22 protein-coding genes are annotated in these 21,790 nt (G+C 71.2%); 11 read left to right on the forward strand and 11 right to left on the reverse strand.

Annotation, left to right across the window (positions count from 1 at the left end; translation table 11 throughout):
- The first annotated feature begins 94 nt into the window (after positions 1 to 94).
- A complete protein-coding gene (locus SY84_RS04410; RefSeq protein WP_046842992.1) occupies positions 95 to 919 on the forward strand; it encodes a phosphatase PAP2 family protein in 825 nt (274 codons plus the stop codon).
- Between the two features lie 139 nt (positions 920 to 1,058).
- A complete protein-coding gene (locus SY84_RS04415; RefSeq protein ID WP_052751038.1) occupies positions 1,059 to 1,775 on the forward strand; it encodes a c-type cytochrome in 717 nt (238 codons plus the stop codon).
- Positions 1,776 to 1,817: 42 nt separating this feature from the next.
- Here the strand turns inward: SY84_RS04415 and SY84_RS04420 are convergent, their stop codons facing one another.
- Positions 1,818 to 2,144, reverse strand: coding sequence for an HNH endonuclease (locus SY84_RS04420; RefSeq protein ID WP_046842993.1), 327 nt, complete (start codon positions 2,142 to 2,144; stop codon positions 1,818 to 1,820).
- A gap of 65 nt (positions 2,145 to 2,209) precedes the next feature.
- Positions 2,210 to 3,184: a DUF1517 domain-containing protein gene (locus SY84_RS04425; protein WP_046842994.1), complete on the reverse strand. Its 975-nt coding sequence runs from the start codon at positions 3,182 to 3,184 to the stop codon at positions 2,210 to 2,212.
- A gap of 88 nt (positions 3,185 to 3,272) precedes the next feature.
- On the opposite strand from SY84_RS04425, the gene SY84_RS04430 reads away from it, so the two are divergent.
- Together SY84_RS04430 and SY84_RS04435 are read left to right on the forward strand one after the other, a co-directional pair.
- Complete coding sequence (locus SY84_RS04430; RefSeq protein ID WP_046842995.1) at positions 3,273 to 3,635, forward strand: hypothetical protein; 363 nt, start codon at positions 3,273 to 3,275, stop codon at positions 3,633 to 3,635.
- An 86-nt stretch (positions 3,636 to 3,721) separates the two neighbouring features.
- Entirely contained in the window at positions 3,722 to 4,279 is a 558-nt protein-coding gene (locus SY84_RS04435) for a hypothetical protein (protein WP_046842996.1), read from the forward strand.
- A 66-nt stretch (positions 4,280 to 4,345) separates the two neighbouring features.
- On the opposite strand, the gene SY84_RS04440 is transcribed toward SY84_RS04435, so the two are convergent.
- A complete protein-coding gene (locus tag SY84_RS04440) occupies positions 4,346 to 5,395 on the reverse strand; it encodes a M42 family metallopeptidase (RefSeq protein WP_245621410.1) in 1,050 nt (349 codons plus the stop codon).
- Positions 5,396 to 5,514: 119 nt separating this feature from the next.
- Here SY84_RS04440 and apaG point away from each other — a divergent pair, with 119 nt between their 5' ends.
- Complete coding sequence (gene apaG / locus SY84_RS04445) at positions 5,515 to 5,907, forward strand: Co2+/Mg2+ efflux protein ApaG (RefSeq protein WP_046842997.1); 393 nt, start codon at positions 5,515 to 5,517, stop codon at positions 5,905 to 5,907.
- 151 nt (positions 5,908 to 6,058) lie between these two features.
- Here apaG and dusA read toward each other — a convergent pair whose 3' ends face one another.
- Positions 6,059 to 7,093 (reverse strand): tRNA dihydrouridine(20/20a) synthase DusA, encoded by a 1,035-nt coding sequence (gene dusA / locus SY84_RS04450; protein WP_046842998.1) that lies wholly within the window; start codon positions 7,091 to 7,093, stop codon positions 6,059 to 6,061.
- Between the two features lie 61 nt (positions 7,094 to 7,154).
- On the opposite strand from dusA, the gene SY84_RS04455 reads away from it, so the two are divergent.
- Positions 7,155 to 7,955, forward strand: a complete 801-nt coding sequence (locus SY84_RS04455) for a group III truncated hemoglobin (RefSeq protein WP_046842999.1) — start codon at positions 7,155 to 7,157, stop codon at positions 7,953 to 7,955.
- On the opposite strand, the gene SY84_RS04460 is transcribed toward SY84_RS04455, so the two are convergent.
- The 4 genes from SY84_RS04460 to SY84_RS04475 all read right to left on the reverse strand — a co-directional run bounded on the left by SY84_RS04460 (position 7,943) and on the right by SY84_RS04475 (position 11,055).
- Entirely contained in the window at positions 7,943 to 9,262 is a 1,320-nt protein-coding gene (locus SY84_RS04460) for a phosphodiester glycosidase family protein (RefSeq protein ID WP_046843000.1), read from the reverse strand. The two genes, SY84_RS04455 and SY84_RS04460, sit on opposite strands and share 13 nt — an antisense overlap.
- A gap of 106 nt (positions 9,263 to 9,368) precedes the next feature.
- Positions 9,369 to 9,851: a hypothetical protein gene (locus SY84_RS04465; RefSeq protein ID WP_046843001.1), complete on the reverse strand. Its 483-nt coding sequence runs from the start codon at positions 9,849 to 9,851 to the stop codon at positions 9,369 to 9,371.
- An 80-nt stretch (positions 9,852 to 9,931) separates the two neighbouring features.
- Complete coding sequence (locus tag SY84_RS04470) at positions 9,932 to 10,777, reverse strand: hypothetical protein (protein ID WP_046843002.1); 846 nt, start codon at positions 10,775 to 10,777, stop codon at positions 9,932 to 9,934.
- A gap of 26 nt (positions 10,778 to 10,803) precedes the next feature.
- A complete protein-coding gene (locus SY84_RS04475) occupies positions 10,804 to 11,055 on the reverse strand; it encodes a PqqD family protein (protein ID WP_046843003.1) in 252 nt (83 codons plus the stop codon).
- Positions 11,056 to 11,207: 152 nt separating this feature from the next.
- Between SY84_RS04475 and SY84_RS16425 the strand changes: the two genes are divergently transcribed.
- Positions 11,208 to 11,375 (forward strand): hypothetical protein, encoded by a 168-nt coding sequence (locus tag SY84_RS16425; RefSeq protein WP_157882890.1) that lies wholly within the window; start codon positions 11,208 to 11,210, stop codon positions 11,373 to 11,375.
- Positions 11,365 to 15,297 carry an ExeM/NucH family extracellular endonuclease gene (locus tag SY84_RS04480; RefSeq protein WP_052751039.1) on the forward strand — a complete coding sequence of 1,311 codons (3,933 nt, stop codon included), beginning with the start codon at positions 11,365 to 11,367 and terminating at the stop codon, positions 15,295 to 15,297. Before SY84_RS16425 ends, SY84_RS04480 begins: the two co-directional genes overlap by 11 nt.
- A gap of 44 nt (positions 15,298 to 15,341) precedes the next feature.
- Here SY84_RS04480 and SY84_RS04485 read toward each other — a convergent pair whose 3' ends face one another.
- Positions 15,342 to 16,352 carry a nucleotidyltransferase domain-containing protein gene (locus tag SY84_RS04485; RefSeq protein WP_046843004.1) on the reverse strand — a complete coding sequence of 337 codons (1,011 nt, stop codon included), beginning with the start codon at positions 16,350 to 16,352 and terminating at the stop codon, positions 15,342 to 15,344.
- A 62-nt stretch (positions 16,353 to 16,414) separates the two neighbouring features.
- Here SY84_RS04485 and SY84_RS04490 point away from each other — a divergent pair, with 62 nt between their 5' ends.
- Genes SY84_RS04490 through SY84_RS04500 form a run of 3 tightly spaced genes read left to right on the forward strand, consistent with a single transcriptional unit; the run spans position 16,415 to position 19,448 of the window.
- Positions 16,415 to 17,692 carry a S1C family serine protease gene (locus SY84_RS04490; RefSeq protein WP_046843005.1) on the forward strand — a complete coding sequence of 426 codons (1,278 nt, stop codon included), beginning with the start codon at positions 16,415 to 16,417 and terminating at the stop codon, positions 17,690 to 17,692.
- Entirely contained in the window at positions 17,689 to 18,813 is a 1,125-nt protein-coding gene (locus SY84_RS04495; RefSeq protein ID WP_046843006.1) for a CCA tRNA nucleotidyltransferase, read from the forward strand. Before SY84_RS04490 ends, SY84_RS04495 begins: the two co-directional genes overlap by 4 nt.
- Before the next feature lie 11 nt (positions 18,814 to 18,824).
- Entirely contained in the window at positions 18,825 to 19,448 is a 624-nt protein-coding gene (locus SY84_RS04500) for a site-2 protease family protein (protein WP_046843007.1), read from the forward strand.
- A gap of 67 nt (positions 19,449 to 19,515) precedes the next feature.
- On the opposite strand, the gene trhA is transcribed toward SY84_RS04500, so the two are convergent.
- Together trhA and guaB are read right to left on the reverse strand one after the other, a co-directional pair.
- Positions 19,516 to 20,160, reverse strand: coding sequence for a PAQR family membrane homeostasis protein TrhA (gene trhA, locus SY84_RS04505; RefSeq protein ID WP_046843008.1), 645 nt, complete (start codon positions 20,158 to 20,160; stop codon positions 19,516 to 19,518).
- A gap of 90 nt (positions 20,161 to 20,250) precedes the next feature.
- Positions 20,251 to 21,750, reverse strand: a complete 1,500-nt coding sequence (gene guaB, locus SY84_RS04510) for an IMP dehydrogenase (RefSeq protein WP_046843009.1) — start codon at positions 21,748 to 21,750, stop codon at positions 20,251 to 20,253.
- Positions 21,751 to 21,790 lie beyond the last annotated feature (40 nt).

Raw genomic sequence — 21,790 nt, forward strand, 5'->3', positions numbered from 1 at the left:
GTTCAGTCTAGCCGTCATGGGCTCGTCTGGACAGACCCCGGGGTGTGCCGGTGGACGTGAGGGCACCGCGCGGATGAGGCATGATGAGGGCATCATGGAAACGCTGTGGTTGATGATCACGAACCTGGGTCGTGACGAGGTCTTTATCGTCGTGCTGGCGCTGTTCACGTGGCTGGTGCGGCCGCAGGGCGGGCGGGAGCTGGGCGTGGGGTTCGCGCTGAGTTACCTGCTGAACTCCGCGCTGAAGTACGGCCTGAACCTCCCCAGGCCCTTCACGAATGATCCGTCGCTGGCCTCAGAAGCCGCGCGGGCCACGGCGGGCGGGCCGGGCCTGCCGAGCGGGCACGCGCAGATGAGCGCGACGCTGTGGCTGGGGATCGCGGCGCAGCTGCGCTCGACGGGGTTCACGGTGTTCGCCGTGCTGCTCGTGGCGCTGATCTGCGCGTCGCGCCTGCTGCTGAACGTGCACTACCCCAGTGACGTGGTGGTGGGGCTGCTGCTGGGCATTGGATTCGCGCTGCTGGCCGCGCGGGTGCACTTCCCGCAGGCGGGGGCGCTGCGCTGGGGCATTCCGGCGGCGCTGCTGGTCGTCGCGGCGCTGATTCCGGCAGGTGCCCCGCGTGAGTTCGGGACGGGCCTGGGGCTGCTGGCGGGCTTCTGGGCGGCGCGGCCCACGTTCGCCCCGCCGCGTGACTGGGCCGGGCGGATCATCGTGGCGGTGCTGGGTCTGGTGATGGTGTTCGCGGTGTATTTCGCGCTGGGGGCGCTGCCGCAGGAACTCAAGGATATGGGGGTGGTGCGGGCGCTGCGGTACGCGGCTCTGGTGCTGGTCGCTGCCGAGGGGGTACCCCTGGCGCTGCGCCGCTGGCTGCCTGCCCAGGCGGGTGCCGCGCAGGGGGCGCCTCAGGTCGTACACTGACGGTCATCAGACCAGTGCGGGGCAGGTCAAACCTGTCCCCTTCTTCTTCCCGGATAGTCGTTGCCACGCCCTTTCGCCGCCTTCCTCGTTCCCTGCACTGCTCCTGTCCTGCGCTCCCGCGCCCCGTGGAGGCCATCCCATGAACCGACGTTCCCTGCCTGCCGCCCTGCTGCTCGTCACGCCCCTGCTCGCCGGTGTCGCTGCGCTGGCCCAGACCACACCGGCTCAGACCACGCCAGCACAGACCGCCGCGACCACCCTGAAGGCGGGCCCGGCCGACCCTGCGCGTGGCGAGGCCATCGCCGCCAGTTGCAGCGGCTGCCACGGTCCGACCGGCCGCGCACCCGTCCTGAAGGGCGAACCGGCCGCGCAGATCCAGAACGCGCTGCTGGCCTTCCGCAGCGGCACGCGCCGCAACGGCACCATGCAGGGCATTGCGTCGCGCATGAGCGATCAGGACATCGTGGACGTCGCCGCGTTCTACGCCGGGCCGCCCCCCACTCCCGCACCTGCCACGCCGCCCGCTGCGCCCACCCCGGCACCGCCCAGCACCTCCACCGCTGCCCCGACGACCGCGTCCGGCACCCTGGGCCGCACCCTCTACCTGGAGGGCGCCCCGGGCCGTGACGTGCTGGCCTGCGCGGTCTGCCACGGCGAGGACGGTCAGGGTGCGGACGCCGTGGGCATCCCGGCCATCGCGGGCCTGAGTGCCGCCAGCGTCCTCGAAACCCTCAGGGCGTACCACGCCATGCCGCCCGTGGGGATCGCCTACCCGGACGCCATGCGGATCGCGGTCAAGCCCCTGACCGACGCGGATATGAACGCCGTCGCCCAGTTCGTCGCCACATTGAAGTAGGCCTCAGCAACCAAGTTCCCCGCCACCGTCCGGGTGCCCGGCTCAGCGCACCCGGACGGCTTTCGTGGCGGGCTGCGTGCGGAGCCAGCGCACGAAGCGCTGCACGTCCTCGTGACTGCGCAGCGCGGTGAGGTCGCTGTACTCGCGCGCGAGTTCCACGTTCGAGAAGGTGCGGTGCAGGAACTTGTGGCACGGGCCGCACAGCATCGCGGTGGGGAGGTCCGTGACGCGCAGGCCCTGGCGCCTCCCCTGCGAGCGGGGCAGCAGGTGGTGCTCGGTCAGCTGCGGCACCGCGCGGTCGCACAGCGCGCAGGTGGGCGCCTCGCGGGGCGGCGGGGGCCAGGTGGACTCGGGCTGGCGGCGGGCCATCAGGCGCCCAGGATAGGTCGGCCCCCCGGCGGGTCACTGCGCCGGGGGTCGCAATCCATCCAGGCCTACAGGCGGGTCAGGCTGGGGTACTTCTGGATGGCCTCGTCCTCGGAGAGGAACTCGCCGGGCGCGTCGGGGCTCCAGACGACGTCCGCGCGGATCAGGTCGCCCGGGGCGACGCTGCTGATGGCGTTCAGGGCCGCGCGGGCCTCCTGCGCGGTGGTCACCCCGGCGGGCGGCAGGGCGGCCAGGGCGTGCGCGGCCACCATGATCGTCACGGCGAGGTACTGGTCGCTGGGGTCCGCCTTGAAGGTGTAGTCGTCCCGGTGCTGGTAGCCGCTGCCCGGATCCCTGTTCTGGTAGTTGCTGGTGGTCTGCTCCGTGAATGCAGCGCGGGCCTCGGTGGCCCAGGCGCCCACCTGACTGTCGGCGGTGCTGGCCGACCCCTGGGCACGCTGCACGGTGCCGTACACCCAGCGGTCCGGGTGGCGCAGCGCGACCAGCGCGGCCTCCTGGAGCATGCGGGCCAGGCCGTCGTTCGTGTCGGGGTCGCCGGTCTGCGCGACGCGTTGCAGGGCGCGCTTGACCTCGTCGCCCTCGGCCAGGAGGAGCTGCACGCTGACGGCCTGGGCGGTGCCGCTGACGCTGCTCAGGCCGCGCACGCCGCCGCCCAGGCTGCGGCGCATGGTCATCACCACCGCGAAGATCACCACGCCGAAGAGGATCAGCCCGACCAGCCCGAAGCCGCCGCCGCCGGTGCTGTACCCGTACCCGCCGCCGTACCCACCGTTGTTGATGATGATCGGGCCGCTGTACCCGCCCCCGTAGCCCCCGCCGTAACTGCCGCCCCGCGAGGAGCTCCCGCCACTGTATCCACCGCCGGAACTGGAGCTGCCAGAGCTCGAACTGCCGGAACTGCGGCCCCCGAAGCCCCCGCCGGACTGCGCGTGGGCGGAGGCGAGCAGCGTGGTCAGGATCAGCAGGAGGGCCGCCAGCAGCATCAGGCGGCGCGGGGTAGCGCCGGGGTGGGCTCGGGTCATGCGTCAGTGTACGGGGCGCGTGCCGGAGGCGTCCCTGCACGCTTCCTTCACGCCGGGGCGCTGCGGGGGCGGGGGGTACACTGCGGGGATGAACGTGATCACCCTGACTGCCGACGCCTGGGAGGCCTTCCTGGCCAGCCTGTATGAGCGCGACGACCGCCTCGACCTGCGCCGGGACGGCGAGACGTACGCGCGGGACGAGGCCGTGGACGCCTGGGTCATGAGCGGGCACGCCGAGGCGCTGCGCAGCGCCGATCTGGACGGGGACGTGTGGGGCACCCTGGAGGACATCGAGGAGACCGCAGGCGACGAGGAGGAGGCCTGGGCGAAGATCCGCGCGTTCTACCTGGAACGCGGCTGCGTACTCGTGCAGGTGCAGGGCTACGACGAGCCGGAAGACTGGATCCTGACCGAGGCGCTGGCCCGCCGCCTGGGCCTGACCCCGGCCTGAGGACCGGCCTGTGTCTCAGGAAGCCCTGAACGCCGTGTAAATCGCGCCTCATCCTGCACAGATGAGGGGGGCGTAGGCTGACTCTCATGAAAAGCGACCGTCATTTTCCCGTGAAACGCCTGCTCGCGCTCGGTGCCCTGGTCGGTGCCGGCGCGTACTACTTCAGCCGAGAGCAGAACCGCCGCGCCCTGGACGCCAAACTGGCCGAACTGGGCCTGAAGGACGCCGCGCACGACGTGGGCGAGAGCGTCACGAAGGGCTGGGAGAAGACCAAGGAGGCCGCCAAGGACGCCGGGGCCGTCATCGCCGACAAGGCGGGTGAGGTCAAGGACGCCGCCGCCGGTGGCGCGCAGGCCGCCGCCGACAAGGTCAAGGAAGTCGCCGGTGACGTGAAGGGCGCCGTGCAGGGCGCTGCCGACAAGGCCGGGGACGCCGCGAAGGACGTGGCGGGCACCGCCAGCGACAAGGCCGCCGACGTGAAGGCCGCGGCCCAGGACAAGGCGGGCGACCTAAAGGCCGCCGCGCAGGACAAGGCCGCTGAGGTCAAGGCCGACGCCCAGGCCAAGGTGGCGGACGTCAAGGCCGACGCGCAGAAGGCCGCCAACGACGTCAAGAGCGCCGCGCGCGACGCCAAGAACTCCTGATCCATTCACGGTAGAAGCAGCGCCCCGCCACTGGTTGGCGGGGCGCTGCCGTGCCGCGGGGTGCGGTCAGCGGCGGGTGAAGTCCGCGCCCTGCGGCAGGCGTTCCAGCCACGCGGCGATGATGTCCGTGCAGGCCTTCACGTCCCGCTCGTCAACCATCTCGCTGGGCGAGTGCATGTAGCGGTTGGGGATGCTGACCACGGCGGTCGGCACGCCCGCACGCACCAGGGTCAGGGCGTCGGCGTCCGTGCCGGAGTAGCGGCCCGAGGCGCTCAGGGTGAACGGCACGCCCGCCTCGCGGCCCGCCTCGGTCATCTGGCGGGTCAGGACAGGACTGACCATCGGGCTGACGGTCAGGTTCGCGCCGGACCCGAAGGGCACCACGCCGTACTTCTTCTCGCTCACGCCGGGCTGCTTGGTCTCATGCGTGACGTCCACCGCGACGCCCGCGACAGGGTTCAGGTGGTAGCCGCCGAGCTGCGCGCCGAAGCAGCCGATCTCCTCCTGGCTGGTGCCCACGGCGACCACGCGGTACGGGAGGTCCTTCCCGGCGACGGCGCGCAGCGCCTCCAGCACGATGAACGCGCCCACGCGGTTGTCCAGCGCGCGGCCCACGACGCGCGTGCCGACCATGATGGGTCCCTGCTCGACCACGGCGTACGTGCCGACCGGCACGTGCTCCGTGACCTCCTCCTTGCTCAGGCCCAGGTCGATCCAGAGATCCTCGATCCGGCTGGCCTTGGTGCGCTCGTCAGCGTCCATGACGTGAATGGCCTTCTTGCCAATCACGCCGATCAGGTCCCCGCCGGGCGCGAGCACACGGATGCGCTGCCCGACGAGCACCTGTGGATCCCAGCCGCCGACCGGCAGGACGCTCAGGAAGCCCTCGTCCCCCACGTGCGAGACGATCAGGCCGATCTCGTCCAGGTGGCCCATCAGGGCGACGGCGGGGGCATCCTCGGGGCCGATCTCGGCGTACACGTTGCCGTAGTGGTCCTCGTGCGTGCGGGCGAAGGTGGCGGCCTCGGCGAGCCACACGTCGGCGGCGCGGCGTTCCAGGCCGCTGGGGGCGGCGGCGGCCAGAAGGTTGAACAGGAATTCACGGTTGATGGTCACGTCCGCGAGTCTACGCCGGAACGGACGTTCGTTCGCAGCGGCGTGCGGGCGCACCGTCCGGCTGGGCCGTGCCGCCTGCACGCCCGTGCAGCCACGCATCCGCCACAATGCAGGCACTCATGCCGGACGCCCCCTCTTTCACCGACAGCCCCGACATCCAGGTCCGCGTGGAGGTGCTGTTCATGCCCTCGCACAGCCAGCCGGGTCGGCTGGTGTTCGCGTACATCATCCACATCGAGAACCGCAGCGACCAGACCTGGAAGCTCCTGGCGCGCCACTGGGACATCGTGGACGGCCTGGGCCGCGAGACCAGCGTGGACGGCGAGGGTGTTGTCGGGGAGCAGCCGGTCCTGCCGCCCGGCGGGTCGTTCACGTACGACTCGTTCGTGACGCTGGAGGCCGCGCCCGGTCACATGGGCGGCCATTACGTCATGCAGGACGCCTGGGGCGCGCGTGCGCGGGTGCCGATCGCGCCGTTCATCCTGGCGGAACCGGGCCGCACCCTGAACTGAGACCAACTCCGGTTGAATGGTTTGTCAAAACCGTTCAATCCGAGCGGATGCGCCTCGCAGAGCAGGAGCAAAGCGGGTTCCGGGCGTGGAGTTGGCAGTCCGGTGGTGTTCCGGGTGGAGGGCGGAACAGACGGAATCCGTATAAGCGGACTCAGGCCGAGACGGTCTGGCCCGGGCGTTCGTCGAGCACGTGGTCAGGCACGCCTGCCAGCGCGGCGTGGACGACGTCCAGGCCCGCACCGGGTTTGTGGCCCTGTTCGCTGATGGTGCGTTTCCAGTGGCGCGCGCCGGGCTGCCCGGCGAAGAGGCCCAGGGTGTGTTTCATCATGCGGTTCAGGGGCTGCCCGGCCTGGAGTTGCGCGGCGACGTAGGGCAGGTACGCCTGAATGGCCTCGCGGCGCGTGACGGGCGGGGTGTCCTCTCCGAAGATGTCCCCGTCGGCGCGGGCAAGGATGAACGGGTCCTGGTACGCGGCCCGGCCGATCATGACGCCGTCTGCCCAGGCCAGGGCGTCCTGCGCGGCGTCCAGCGTGAGCACGCCGCCGTTCAGGACGACCGTGAGGTGCGGGAAGTCGGCCTTCAGCTGCCGCACGACCTCGTGCCGCAGGGGGGGAATCTCGCGGTTCTCCTTGGGGGACAGGCCCGAGAGCCAGGCCTTGCGGGCGTGCACGATGAACGTGTCGCACCCGGCGGCCTCCACGGTGCGGATGAAGCCGGTCAGGTGCTCGTAGCTGTCGAGGTCGTCGATGCCGATGCGGTGCTTGACGGTCACGGGGAGGGTGGTGGCGGCGCGCATGGCGTCCACGGCGCGGGCCACGACGTCCGGGGTGCCCATCAGGCACGCGCCGAACGAGCCGCTGCTGACGCGGTCACTGGGGCAGCCGCAGTTCAGGTTCACCTCGTCGTACCCGTACCCTTCGGCAATGCGGGTGCAGTCCGCGAGGGCCCGGGCGTCGCTGCCGCCCAGTTGCAGCGCGACCGGGTGTTCCCCCGCGTCGAAGGCGAGGTGCCGGTCGCGGTCGCCGTGCAGGATCGCGCCGGTCGTGACCATCTCGGTGTACAGCAGGGTGCGGCGGGTCAGGGTGCGGTGGAAGACGCGGCAGTGCCGGTCGGTCCAGTCCATCATCGGCGCGACCGACAGCGTGTGCGGTGGCATGTGCTTGGCGGGGCGGGCGGGGGCACTCATCAGCCCGTCAGTGTACGCCGCGCCCCCCGCACCGAATCGTGAGGCGGGTATCCTGCCCGCGATGCTCCTGACGTCCTCTCCCCTGCCCGGCTGGCCGGCCGCGCACCCACTGGGAACCGTGCCCACCGGGAAGGCGACGGGGCTGCTCCTGCCGCATGACGGGGGCCCGGTGGCCGACCTGCGGGATCAGCCGGACCGCTGGGCGCTGCTGACCGACGTGACGGCGGCGCTGCGCCGGAGCGTGCCGGTCCTGGGCTGGGGCACGGGCGCGGCGCTGCTGGGCCGCGCGCTGGGCGCAACCGTTCGCGGATCAGAGGGAGGACCGGAATGGGCGGCCCTGCCGCGTGGTGCGCAGGTCCACTGCTGGGCCGGTGAGGTGCCGCTGCACTGGACGCATGGGCGGGCGGTGGCCTGGGCCGCCCCGGAACTTCCCGAGTGGGTGCGGATTGAGTTTCTGGCGGCGCTGCCCGGCTGGGCGGACCGCACGCCCGGCTCCCCGCTGGAGGAGGTGGGGGGCGTGCCCGCGCTGGCGGCGGTCGTGACCGAGTTCTACGCCCGCGCGCGCCGTGACCCGCTGCTGGGGCCGGTGTTCGCGGCGCACGTTCAGGACTGGCCTGCGCACCTGGGGCGCGTCACGGCGTTCTGGGTGACGCTGCTGGGCGGTGACGCGGACCGTGTGCCGTGGCGGGGGAACCTGAACGCGGCGCACGCGGGGCTGGGCGTGCGGGGCGAGCACCTGCGGGCGTGGCTGACGCTGTGGGAGACGACCGCGCGTGACCTCCTGCCCGCACCGGCCGCCGACCTGCTGACGGCGCGCGCCCGGGCGATGGGGGCGCGGCTGGGCGGCCGTCAGCGGGCGTAGCGGCGCCCGGTGTAGTTCGTGAACACCCCGATGCCGTAACTGACGCGCCGGACGCTGTCCAGCACGGCGCGGCCGTTCCAGGCGATTCCGGCGCTGCTGCCCCCGTCGAGCAGCAGGGCGTCGCGCACGCCCAGGCGCAGCAGCAGCTTGCCCATCTCGGTGGTGGTGAGTTTCGCGTGGGTGCTGACGAGCACGAGGTCGCGGTTGCTGACCAGCCCCACGGCGCTGCGCGCGGCCCGCCCGAACAGCGCCGGATCGCGGAACGCAGTGCTGTAGCGCGTGACGACCTGCCCGCCACTGAGGATGCGCGGCCCGGTGGCGATCACGGTCTCCATGCCGGTCCAGGTGGTGTCCAGCGGGCGGCCCAGCAGCGCGGTGGCGCTGGGGCGGATCGTGGCGCGGTTGTCCGGTGTGATCGCCAGTGCCTGCGGGATGCGCCCCCAGGTGAGCAGCCGCCCCTGCATGACGATGTCCCCGGCGGGCGCGAAGGACTGCGGGTGGAAGTAGCTGCCGTTCACGAGGACGCGCGCGCCGCTGCGCCGGGCGAGTTCCCCGACCCGCGCGCCGGAATTGAACACCAGTGCCCGCCCGGGCAGCACCGGGGCGACCAGCGTGCTGCGCCAGCGCAGATCCACGTTCGCGATCTGCATGGGCACGTTCAGGGGCCTCAGGCGCTTGAAGGTCACGGGGTCACGCTGCGGCTTCGGGGGGATCGGGACGGGCACCCGGGACGGCACGAGCAGTTTCTTGCCGGGCACGATGTGCTTGAAGCTGCCCAGTCCGTTCAGGCGGCGCAGGTCGTCCACGCTCAGGCGGTAGCGGGCGGCCAGGGCCTGCGGGGTGTCCTTCACGCCCACGCGGACGTAGCGGTACACCACGCGGACCTCGGTGGTGGGCGGCCGGACCGGCGCGGCCGCGCGGGTGCGGGGCGGGATCTTGAGGCGCTGCCCGACCGCCAGCGCCGTGCCCCGGAGGCTGTTGCCCGCCTGGAGGGCCGCGACCGTCACGCCGAACCGGGCCGCGATGGCGCTCAGGGTGTCGCCCTTCTTCACGGTGTACGGGCCCGCGCCACTGGCCGGGGGGGCCGGGGCGGCCGCGCCCGCCGGACCCACGAGGCGCAGCACCTGCCCGGCGCGGATGGTGGTGCCCCGCAGGCCGTTCAGGCGCTGGATGTCCGCCACGCTGACCCCGGTGCGGGTCGAGATGCGGAACAGCGTGTCGCCGCTCCGGACCGTCACGCTGGCCGGAACCGCCAGCGCGGCGCAGCCCAGGCCGGCCAGCAGGAGAGAAACAAACAGTCGCCGCATGGGGTCACACCTGATCACAGTTGCCCTCCCGGGGCGTGAACCGAAGCTGACGTGACATTCATGCCCGCCCCGGCAGCGCCCGGACGCAGACGGCAACCGGCGGCGTTCAGGTGCCGGGGGTGCTGCCGGGGAACACCGCGACGCGCCCCACCATGTACGCGCAGCCGTACAGGAAGAGGGTCGCCACCGGCAGCAGGCGTAGGCCCAGCCGCTGCGGCGTGAGTTTCTCGCGGATCATCAGTTCGATCACGTACAGGCTCAGCAGGCAGAACCCGGCGTACATCCAGTGTTCCCAGTCGCGGCTGGGGTCCGCCGGGAACCCGTACTTCGTGACGCCCTTCCCGACGTCCGTGGCGCTGGGCACCTTCGCGCCGCCCAGGGCGAGCAGCAGCCCGGTCACGCCGGGCAGCAGGGTCAGCACCCAGGTCAGGCGCAGCCACACCATGAAGCCCGGCCCCACCCGGCCCTTGATGGCGGGCGCGACGCTCCACACGAACAGCACCAGCGTCGCGAGCGCGTAGGGCGTGGGAAACAGAAGCGCGACCGGACTGTTGATCTGGTACCCGTGAATGAGGCGCAGGAACTCCATGCGCGCAGCGTAAAGCATTCCCGCCGGGACGCGCCCGCCAGCCGTCCCCCGGTCCGGGTCTCCCCTGGACCGGGTCGCGGTCAGCCGCGCAGCAGGGCGCGCAGGTCGGCCTCCAGCTGCTTGCGGGTGGTGCGCTGCCACGGGGCACGCAGCAGCGCCTGCACGCTGTGCGCGGCAGCGGCGCGTCCCGAGGTGGTCAGGGGCACGCCGGTCAGTTCCCAGGCGTGCCGCACGCGCTCCTGCGCGCCCAGCGGGCCGGGCTCACCCAGGAGCAGCACGCCGCGCAGCTTGACGGGCGGCTGCGGGGTCAGGGGCAGGACGATCTTCCCGCGCGGATCGCGGGGGGCGGTGGCCGCTGCGGGCAGCAGGTGCGGCGCGAATCGGTCCAGGCTGTCGTGGTAGGCGCGCAGGGTGCGGTCCATGCCCAGCGCGTCGCCGTCCGGGTGGACCCACGCGCGGTCCTCGGCGTGCACAGTCAGGCCCGCGCCGCTCAGGCGCAGGCAGGAGGTGCTCTTGCCCGCGCCGCTGGGCCCGCCGATCAGCACGGCGTGGGTGGGGGTGCCGATCAGCGCGGCGTGCAGCGGGAGCCACCCGGCGGCGCGGTGCAGTTCGGTCAGGGCGAGCGCCCACACGTCCCGCGCTGCCCCGGCGTGCGTGACGATCAGTTCCGCCCCGCCCGGCAGGAGGCGCAGGTGCAGTTCGGCATTCAGCCACAGCTCGTCGCCCCGCCGCTGCACCGGGATGGCGCGGTCGGGCAGCGCGACCGCCAGCGCGGAGCCGTCAGGTGCGCCGGGCAGCGGCCCGGTCCGGACGCGCACCGGCCGCGTGGCGGAACGCGGTCCGGGGAAGGCCCAGTCGTACGCCAGAAGGCGCGTCTGGGTGGCGTTCAGGTCGCCGGTCAGGTGCAGGTCGAGGCTGGTGAGCATGACAGGGGCGCGCGGTGCGGGGCCGCTCAGGCGGGCTGCACGAGGCCGCGGCGGCCCATGTCGCTCAGCCACGCGTGCAGGTCGGCGTGGGCCTGCTGGGCGCCCAGACCGTAGGTGCGCTGCAAGAGGTCCGTCAGGGTGGCCTCGCTGGCAGGCAGGGCCTGCCAGAGCAGGCGGGCACTGCCGTTGAGGCTGTACATCTCGGCACTGTCGGGGTCCATCAGGATCAGCTCGTCGTCAAGATCGGTGATGAGCAGGTCGGCAGGCCGGTTCCACATGCGTGCAGGGTACTGGTTCTATAGATGACCGCAAGCAGTACTCACGCAGTTACGCTTGACACATCCGGCACATGACGTTTCCACCCGATATTGATTTACGAATCATTCACAATACCCGCGCTGCAAAGGCCGGGTCATACAGGAGTCCAAACGTGAACGCCAGCACCACCCTGCCTGCGCCCGCGCCCCACACCGCGGCCCCCCTCCCCTACACGCCCCCCACGGTCACGCCCGTCGGCCAGTGGCAAGCCGTCACCCTGATCGGCTCGGTCGGCTTCAACGGCCTGCCCGGCATGCCCGGAGGCACCAGTGAACGCTAAAAGCCTTCTGCTCGCCGGTCTGCTCGCCCTGACCGCGTGCGGCACCACCACACCGGTCACCATCACGCCCGCACCCACCGTCAATAAGGCCCGGACCTTCGGCCTGTACGAACTGCGCGTCAACCAGGGCAGCGCAGCGACCGTCCAGAGCGTCACGGGACAGGCAACGGAAATCCCCTTCGATCAGCTCAGTTTCACCCGCACCAGCATGACCAACATGGTGGATGAGGTGAGCCGGGTCGTCCACATGACGGCCACCTTCACCGTCACCAACAACACCGGCGCCGCCATCACCCTCCCCACATTCATCCCGGTCGATACCGACGGCACCTACGCCACCGACGGCACCGGCCCGTTCCGGAACGTCCGCACCCGCACCGGCGCGCCCGTCTCCAGCAGGGGCATGGCCGTCGAGATCGCTCACACGAACAGCGGCGGTGCCATCGCCCCCGACCCGGCCGCCACGCCGTTCCTGACGAACATCGACAGCGGCACGCTGGGCCTGACCCTCCCGGCCGGCACGACCGCACCCAACATCGGACACCGCGGCTGGCAGACCGCACAACTGCCCGCCGGCAGCAGCCAGACCGTCACATTCGCCGCCCGCGTCCCACTTCAGGGCACCGAGATCTCCGACGTGGACCCGTTCACGTTCAGTCTGGTCTTCGCCGTCGCCGACAACCCCGGCACGGTCACCAACCTGACCGGCATCAACACAGTTCAGGGCGCCACGCCCAGTGGGAACGCCGCCACGCCCGTCAGCGGCCAGAGCGTCGCGGTCGAGGGCGTGGTCACGTCCGTTCACACCACCAATGCCACCACGTCCCTGCGCGGATTCTTCCTGCAGGAAGAAGAGATCGACATTGACGGCGACGTCACCACCAGTGACGGCATATTCGTGTACTGCGACACCAGCTGCCCCAGCGTGAGCGCCGGTGACCGCGTGCGCGTGACCGGCACGGCCGGAGAGGCGTTCAACAACACCCAGATCACGACCACCGCGGCCGGTGTCGCCACGCTGACGACCGGCGTGCCCCTCCCGGACGCGCAGCCGCTGACGCTCCCGCTGGACTTCAGCGCGCGTGAACGTCTGGAAGGCATGCGGGTCACCACCAGTGGCGTCGTCACGAACAACTTCACCCTGGGTCGAGGTGCAAGCTTCGACATTGCCGACGCGCGCGTCCCGAACTTCACGCAGCTGAACGCTCCGGACATCGCGGCGAACGCCGCGTACCAGACGACCTTCAAAAACCGCTACATCCGCATCGACGACGGCAGCCGCGTGTCGAACCCCGATCCGGAGATCTTCGCGCGGGGAGGCCAGCCCCTGAGCGCCGCGAACACCCTGCGCGGTGGCGACACCGTCAGCGTCACCGGGGTCCTCGGGTACGGCAACGACGGCTGGACGGGCAGCGGCAGCATCGACACGTACCGCATCCATGCCACGCAGACCAGCGTGCAGGTCACGGACGGCAATCCCCGCCTGAGCGCCCCGGAAGCCGTGGGCGGCACCCTGCGCGTCGGTGCGATGAACGTCCTGAACTACTTCACGACGCTGTCTGTCAGCAACAGTGGCTGCACCCCCAATGGATTCGATTCGACCAAGAGTGGCACCCAGTACGTCATGCGTGGCGCGAACACCTGCGAGGAATTCCTGCGGCAGCAGGACAAGATCGTGGCGGCCATCAGCGGCCTGAATCCCGATGTTCTGAACCTGATGGAAATCCAGAACGACTTCGACAAGGGCAGCAACAGCTCCGTGGCGCTGCTGGTCAAGAAGCTGAACGAAAACCTGGGGGCGGGCACGTACGCCTACATCAACCCCGGCGCGAAGGTCGGCACGGACGCCATCAGCCTCGCCATGATCTACAAACCCGCCGCCGTCACGCCCGTCGGGAACCTCGCGATCCTGACCAACGCCTTCGATCCGAACTACGCCGACACCTGCAACCGCCCCACCTGGGCGCAGACCTTCCAGAGCAACAGCAACGGCGGCCGCTTCACCGCTGTCGCCATGCACCTCAAGAGCAAGGGCAGCGACTGCACCGCCACCGGCGACGCCGACATCGGCGACGGCCAGGGCAACGGGTATAAGGCCCGCCGCAACGCCGCGACTGCCATCGCCAACTGGCTGGCCACCAACCCCACCGGCGTTGACGAAAGCGATCGCCTCCTGATGGGCGACTTCAACGCTTACGCCATGGAAGAACCCCTGAGCATCCTCGCGAATGCCGGGTACGCCAACCTGTTCGACCGGAACGTGTACTCCTACCAGTTCGACGGTCAGTGGGGCAGCCTCGACCAGGCGGTCGGCAGCGCCAGCCTCGCCGCGCAGGTCACCGGGAAGACCAAGTGGCACATCAACGCCGATGAACCCACCGTGCTGGACTACAACCGTGAATTCAAGAGTGCCGGCCAGCTGACCAGCCTCTACGCCCCGGACGCGTTCCGCAGCAGCGACCACGACCCCCTGCTGATCGGCCTGAACCTGACCGCCCAGGCGACCCTGCCGGTCACCGTCACCCAGACGCCGGATACCGCCAGCCAGACCGTCACCGTGAGCGGCGCGAGCGTCACGCAGAGCTTCACGTCCACCCTCGCCAACGCCACCGGCCCTCTGAACGTCACGGTCACGCCCGTCGGCAGCGCGCCCGCTATCGTCACGGCGCCCGCCACGGCCACCAGCGGCGCGCCCTTCACCGTGACCGTCCAGGCCCCCGCGGGCACCCCGACCGGCACGTACGAGTACACCGTCACCACCGAGAACGGCGGCGTCAGTGACAGCAGCACACTGACCGTCACCGTGAACCCCGCCCCGACGACCACCGTCACCCTGACGCCCAGCGCGGCCAGCCAGACCGTCACCGTGAACGGCGCGGCGGTCACCCAGAGCTACACGGCGTCCGGCACCAACCTGACCGGCGACCTGACCATCACCGTCATCCCGGTGAACGGCGCGCCCGCCATCGTCAGCGCGCCCGCCACCGCCGCCGACGGCACGCCCTTCACCGTCACCGTGCAGGCCCCCACCGGCACCACCAGCGGCACCTACACGTACACAGTGACCGCCGCGAACAGCGGCCAGAGCAGCAACAGCACCCTGACCGTCACCGTGAATCCCGCCCCCAGCATCAGCCTGAGCAGCACGAACCGGAACGTCGCGGTGGGCGCTGGCACCACTACCCCCGTCACCGTGACGCGCACAAACTTCACGGACACTGTCACCCTGAGCGTGGACAGCGTGACCGGCACCGGCACCGCACCCACTGTGACCGTCGCTGCGCAGCCCGGCACCGGCACGGGTGGCACGCTGAACATCGACGCGACCGGCGCCACCACCGGCACGTACACCGTCACCGTGCGCGGCACCGGCAGCGGCATCAGCGACGCCACCACCACCCTCACCGTGACCGTGCTGGATGTCCCCCCCACCGGCCTGATCTTCAGCGAGTATGTGGAAGGGACCAGCAACAACAAGGCCATCGAGATCTACAACGGAACGGGACAGACCCTGGCTGCCAATCGCGTCAGCGTGAAGCTGTACGCGAACGGGGCGTCCACCACCACCAACACTTATACGATCGCGGTGGCACTAGCACCCGGTCAGACCTTCGTAATTACCAACTCGCAGTCAATCGCCGCCCTGGCGGCGAAGTCCAACGCAACCAGCACCGTGACGAACTTCAACGGTGACGACGCCCTGGAACTGCTGATCGACGGAACGGTCGTCGACACCTTCGGTCAGGTGGGCACCGACCCTGGCACCGCCTGGACCGGCGGGACAGCCACGACCGTGGACAAGACCCTGCGCCGCAAGGCCAGCGTGACCGCCGGTGACACCAACGGCACCGACGCCTTCGATCCATCGGTGCAGTGGGATGTTTACCCCGTCGACACGTTCGACGGACTCGGCGCCCGCTGAGACGCTGAATTATCCTTCACGCCGCCCCTCCGGGGGCGGTTTTTTCATTCCAGGCTGCGTAGCCAGGGGTGCCCTGGGCTGGTGTGGGTCAGGGCACCGTGCAGCCAAGCGCGTGCTTCGGCAGTCAGGGTGGGCTGGACGCGCTGGTAGTCCTGTTGGTCCTTGCCGCGTGGGTCACGTCCGGCGGCACCGGCTTTGAAGAGGAGGACCGCTTCGGGCGTGAGGTACGGCAGTCCCTCGGGGCTGACCTTGCGGGCGTGGGCCAGGGGGAGGGTGATTCGGGGGTCGCGGCGGTAGTGCCAGGTGCCGCCGCTCAGGTCGCTGAGCATGAGGTCGAGCATCAGCGCGCCGCTCAGGTCGGGGTGGCGGGCGTGAATCTGGAAGTGGGGTGGGTCAAGGGGCGCCGCGTAGGGGTGGTAGGTGCCGTCCATGGGGATGTCGAGCCGCCAGCCGCGCAGGAGTTCGGTCAGCTGGGGCTGGGCGCCTCTGGGCACGATCACGTCGAGGTCGTCGTGGGGCCGCGTGGTGTGGCCCAGGTGCAGGTCGAGGGCGTACCCGGCGGCGATCATCCACGGGGCGTCCAGCGGGGCCAGCAGGTGGGCGACCTGCCGGGCGGGGGTCAGGCTGACGGTGCGGGCGTGGTGGGCCAGCGCGGCGGGGCGGAGGGCGGCGTCGGCGTGCGCGCGGCCTCCGTGTCCGTGGGCGGTACGGTAGGCGTGGGCGGCGCCGGGGTCGTGCAGGAGCAGGTCGCGCAGGGCGGCCTGTTCGGCGCGCCAGCCGCTGCCGTGGTCGGGGAGGATCAGGCGCCACCCGCCGGGGTGCGTCCAGTGGGGTCCGCTTCCGCTGTACCCGAGGCGGCGCAGCGTAGCCTGCTGGTCGTCGGTGGGTGTCTCGGGGAGCAGGTCCAGGTGCAGTTCGGGCGGTTCGAGGTCGGCGAGGGCGGGGACGCTGCCGGGCCCGCCGGGCTGCACGTGAAAGACGCCGTCGGGGCGCTTGCGATCCAGGAAGTCGCCCAGGTGCGTGCGGAGGTCGTGGGCGGCGCCGGTGAGGTCCATGCATGAAGCACACCACAGGCGCGGCCCATCCGGCATGCGCCCTCTGGCGGATAATGCCTCTCATGAAGGGTAAGGGTGTGGGGGTGCTGCTGGTGCTGGTGGGTCTGGGGCTGGGCGCGACGGTGCTGCGGGACGGGGTGCCGCTGGGCGCGGCGCAGCAGGCGGCCCCGGCGGCGAGCGCGCCGCTGGACGAGCCGGGTGCGCGCCTGCAGAACGAGCAGAACACCATTGACGTGGTCAGCCGTTTCGAGCCGGGGCTGGTGTTCATCAGCACCGAGGAGGTCGTGCCGCAGGACCCGTTCGCGATGATGTTCGGCGGCGGGCAGGAGGAGGTGCAGCGCGGCGTGGGCAGCGGCTTTTTCGTGAACGACGCGGGGGACATCCTGACGAACTACCACGTGGTGGCGGGCGAGGGTTCGGGGGGGCAGCAGCCGAAGATCACGGTGCGCGTGATGGGCCAGGAGGCCAGCGTGCCCGCCCAGGTGGTGGGGCTCGCGCCGCAGTACGATCTGGCGCTGATCCGCGCGCCGGGCCTGAAGAAGGACCTGATCCGCCCGATTCCGCTGGGGGACAGCGCCTCGCTGAAGGTGGGGCAGAAGGCGATCGCGATGGGTGCGCCGTTCGGACTGGATTTCAGCGTCACCGAGGGCATCGTGAGCAGCACCGCCCGGCAGATCCCGATCGGGTTCGGCGGGAACGGCGGGCAGGGCATCACGCAGAAGGCGATCCAGACGGACGCGGCGATCAACCCGGGCAACAGTGGCGGGCCGCTGCTGGACAGTGGTGGGCGCGTGATCGGCATCAACACGCAGATCTACTCCCCGGCGGGTCAGGGGGGCGGCGTGGGCCAGAGTGCCGGGGTGGGCTTCGCCATTCCGATCGACACGGCGAGGAACCTCCTGCCGCGCCTTCAGGCGGCGCAGGGGGGCACGGTGAACGCGCCGGATATCGGGATCCGGGGTGGGCTGGCGGTGCAGACCCGGCAGGGCCCGCTCCCGGTGGGCCTGAGCGTGCTGTCCAGCGCTGGAAAGCGGCAGCTGGGCCTGCCGGATCAGGGGCTGGTGGTGGGGCAGGTCGTGCCGGGCACCCCGGCGGCGCGGGCGGGCCTGCGGGCGGGCACCGAGCGGCAGCAGTTCCGGGGCGGGGTGATCCTGCTGGGCGGGGACGTCGTGACCCGCGCGGACGGCGAGCCGGTGGACGCGCTGGAGGACCTGCAGGCGGCCCTGATCGACAAGAAGGAGGGGGAGACCGTGACCCTGACCGTGGTGCGTGGCGAGGCGACGCGTGAGGTGCGGCTGACGCTGGACGCGTCGTCGTTCACGGTCCGCACAGGGCAGTGATCCAGCCCGCCTGGGTGGCGCAGGCCGCGTGGGCGAACCTGCGTGCCGACGACCGCGCGTGGCTGCTGGCCCTGGCCGAGCGGGCGGGCGCGGGTGGGGCGGCGCTGGTGGGCGGCGCGGTGCGGGACGCGCTGCTGGGCGAGACGCCCCTGGACCTGGACGTGGTCATCCCGGAGGCCGACGTGGAGGCTCTGGCTGCCGCGACGGGTCTGCCGTTCGTGTTCCACCCGGCGTTCGGGAACGCCACGGTCACCCTTCCGGATGGGCGTGCCGTGGATCTGGTGCGGGCGCGGCGGGAGTCGTACCCGGTGCCGGGCGGGAATCCCGTGCCGCGGCCGGGCACGCTGGCGGACGATCTGCGGCGGCGGGATTTCGCGTTGAACGCGCTGGCGCTGCACCTCTCCCCCACCGGCGCACGGATGCTGCTGGACGAGGTGGGGGGCCTGGACGACCTGCGCGCGCGGGTGCTGCGGCCCCTGCACGCCGGGTCGTTCCACGAGGACGCCAGTCGACTGGTGCGGGGCGCGCGGCTGGCGGCGCGGCTGGACCTGCGGGCCCACCCGGACCTGCTGGCCCAGGTGCCGGACGCGCTAGCTGTGGCGGACCGGACGCCGCGCCTGTGGGCGGAACTGCGCCTGCTGCTGCACGAGCGCCGGCCGGGCCGCGCGGCGGGCGTGCTGCGCGGCTGGGGCGCGGGCACCCTTCTACCCGACACGGCGCTGCTGGACGCCCTGGACACCCGGCGCGACGCGGGCGCGGAGGTGCCCTTCACGGCGTACGCGGCGGCGCTGCTGCACGCCGCCCCCGACCCCGGCACGCTCGCGGGGCGCCTGAGCCTGGGGGACCGCCCGGCCGCGCTGCTGGACCGCGCCCTGTCCGACACCCACTTCCCCGACGGCACCCCGGAACGCGAGTTGCGCGCCCTGCTGCGCCCGGACGCGTACCCGCCGCTGACCGGGCGGGACGTGCTGGCGCTGGGCGTCCCGCCGGGCCGGGGCGTGGGCGAGGCGCTGGGTCACCTCGCCGCGCTGCGCCGCGCCGGGCAGGTCCGCAGCTCCGACGACGAGCGCGCGGCGCTGAAGGCATTCCTGGCGACGAAAGGCCCGCACGCCAGCCTCTAGAATGCCGGGGTATGGGTCTCATCTCTCTGCTGTCCAGCGATCCGCTGGCGTTCCTGATCGTGGCGGCCGCGCTGCTGCTGTCGCTGGCCTTTCACGAGTTCGCGCACGCCTGGACTGCCGACCGGCTGGGGGACCCCACCCCGCGCCGCTTCGGGCGGGTGACGCTCAATCCCATCAATCACCTCGACCCGATCGGGTCGCTGCTGCTGCTGTTCGCGCCGTTCGGGTTCGCGCGGCCCGTGCCGATCAACCCGAACAACCTGGGCCGCTGGGGGACCCTCTGGACGGCGGCGGCGGGCCCGCTGAGCAACCTGCTGATCGCGCTGGTGTGCGTGGGCATCATCGCGGTCGTGCCGCGCGAGACGCTGCTGGCGGGCGGCACGCTGGCCACCTTCCTGTTCACGGTGCTCAGCGTGAACCTGGGCCTGGCGATCTTCAACCTGCTGCCCATTCCGCTGCTGGACGGCAGCCGCATCGTGGGCGGGCTGGTGCCGTCGCTGGGGCGCAGCCTCTCTCAGTTCGAGGCGCAGCCGTTCAGCTTCGTGATCGTCATGGTGTTCATCTTCCTGTTCAGTGACCAGCTGGGCCAGCTGATCGCCACGATCCGCAACGGACTGCTGAGCGTCGTGCTGTAACCCTGCCGGATAGGGGGCGGGCCGGAGGGTGCACTGTCACCTCCGGCCCGCTTCTTGCTGTCCCGTTTCAGCCCAGGTGGAACATCATGGCGACGTGCGCGCCGGTCCCGGCGAGGACGAACAGGTGCCAGATCTCGTGGAAGCCGAACACGCCGGGGCGCGGATTCCAGCGTTTCGTGCCGTAGATGACCGCCCCGATGGAGTACAGCACGCCGCCCGCCGCGAGCCAGAACAGCGCGCCCGGGCTGAGGGTGTGAATGAATTTCGGCATGAACAGCAGGGCCAGCCAGCCCATCCCCAGATACAGCGCGGTGCTGATCCAGCGTGGGAGGCGCATGGTGACAAGTTTCAGGACGATCCCGCTCAGGGCGATGCCCCACACCAGCCACAGCACGGCGTCGCGCCACACACCGTCCAGGCCGTAGTACGCGATGGGCGTGTAACTGCCCGCGATGAGCAGGAAGATGCCCGCGTGGTCGAGTTTGCGCAGCCACAGCAGCCCCCGCTCGGTGGGACGGAAGGAGTGGTAGCTGGCGCTGGCGGCGTACAGGGCGACCATACTGACGCTGAACACCACGAACGGCCACAGCACCAGCCCGCGGGCGTGCGCCCAGCTCAGGAGGGGCCCCAGCACGATCAGCGCGGCGAGCGCGCCGCCCCAGTGGGTCAGGGCGTTCACGGGTTCGCGGGGGGCGGTGAGCAGGCGCTTCATACCGTCCACCTTACGCCCCGGACGTGATGACAGTCTGTCAGCTGGGACGGAGTGCAAGTGCGCCCCGTCCCAGCCCGGCCACCCCCTGCTTTACCGTCCGCCGTAGTTGGGCGCTTCCTTGGTGATCGTCACGCCGTGCGGGTGGCTTTCCACCAGGCTGGCGCCGGTGATGCGCACGAACTGCGCCGTGTCGCGCAGGGTGCCCAGGTCGGGCGCGCCGCAGTACCCCATGGAGGAGCGCAGGCCGCCCACGAACTGGTAGATGACCTCCCCGGCGGTGCCCTTGTACGCCACGATGCCCTCGATGCCTTCGGGCACGAACTTGCGGCTGCCGCTCTGGAAGTAGCGGTCGGCACTGCCCTGGTCCATGGCGCCCAGGGACCCCATACCGCGGTAGCTCTTGTAGCGGCGGCCGTCGCGCAGGATGCTCTCGCCCGGGGCCTCGTCGGTCCCGGCGAGCATGCTGCCCATCATGACGACGCTCGCGCCCGCCGCGATGGCCTTGGGCACGTCGCCCGTCTGCTTGATGCCGCCGTCCGCGATGATGGGAATCCCGGCTTCCAGCGCGGCGCTGCTCGCCTCGAAGATCGCGGTGATCTGGGGGACGCCCACGCCGGTCACGACGCGGGTGGTGCAGATGCTGCCCGGGCCGATGCCGACCTTCACGGCGTCCGCCCCCGCGAGGATCAGGTCGCGCGCGCCGGCGCGGGTGGCGACGTTCCCGGCGATGACGTCCACGTCGAAGGTCTCCTTGACGCGGCTCAGGGCGGTCAGGATGCCCTGGCTGTGGCCGTGCGCGCTGTCCAGCACGAGCACGTCCGCGCCCGCCTGCACCAGCGCGCCCGCGCGGTCCATCAGGTCGGCGCCCACGCCGATCGCGGCGGCGACCCGCAGGCGACCCATGCTGTCCTTCGCGGCGCGGGGGTACTTGACGCGCTTGGTGAGGTCCTTGATGGTGATCAGGCCGCGCAGCAGCTCACCCTCGACGACCAGCAGTTTCTCGATGCGGTGGCGTTTGAAGATCTCCTGCGCTTCCTCCAGCGTGGTGCCCACCGGGACGGTCACGAGATCGCGGCTGGTCATGACGTCGCGCACGGGGGTGCTCAGGTCGTCCACGAAGCGCATGTCGCGGTTGGTGATGATGCCCAGCAGTTTGCCCTGCGGGTCGGTGATGGGCACGCCGCTGATGCGGTACTCGCCCATCATGCGGTCGGCCTCGCCGACGGTGGCGTGCGGCGGGAGGGTGATCGGGTCGACGATCATGCCGCTCTCGCTGCGCTTGACCTTGCGGACCATCTCGGCCTGCGCGTCGATGGGCATGTTCTTGTGAATCACGCCGATGCCGCCCTCGCGGGCCATGGCGACGGCCATGTTCGTCTCGGTGACGGTGTCCATCGCGGCGGACACGAAGGGAATGTTCAGGCGGACGCGGCGGGTGAGCTGCGCGCCCAGGTCCACCTCGTGCGGCAGCACCTGCGAGTGGCGGGGCTGGAGCAGCACGTCGTCGAAGGTGATGCCTTCCTGGCCGAACTTGTAACTGAAGCGGTCCTGCTGCGTGTCAGCGGGGGCGGGCGTGGCGGGCGCACTCATGTTGGCGAGTGTAAACCTTCCCGCCGGGCCGCAAGGTGAC

The organism is Deinococcus soli (ex Cha et al. 2016) (assembly GCF_001007995.1).
Classification (GTDB): Bacteria; Deinococcota; Deinococci; order Deinococcales; family Deinococcaceae; genus Deinococcus; species Deinococcus soli.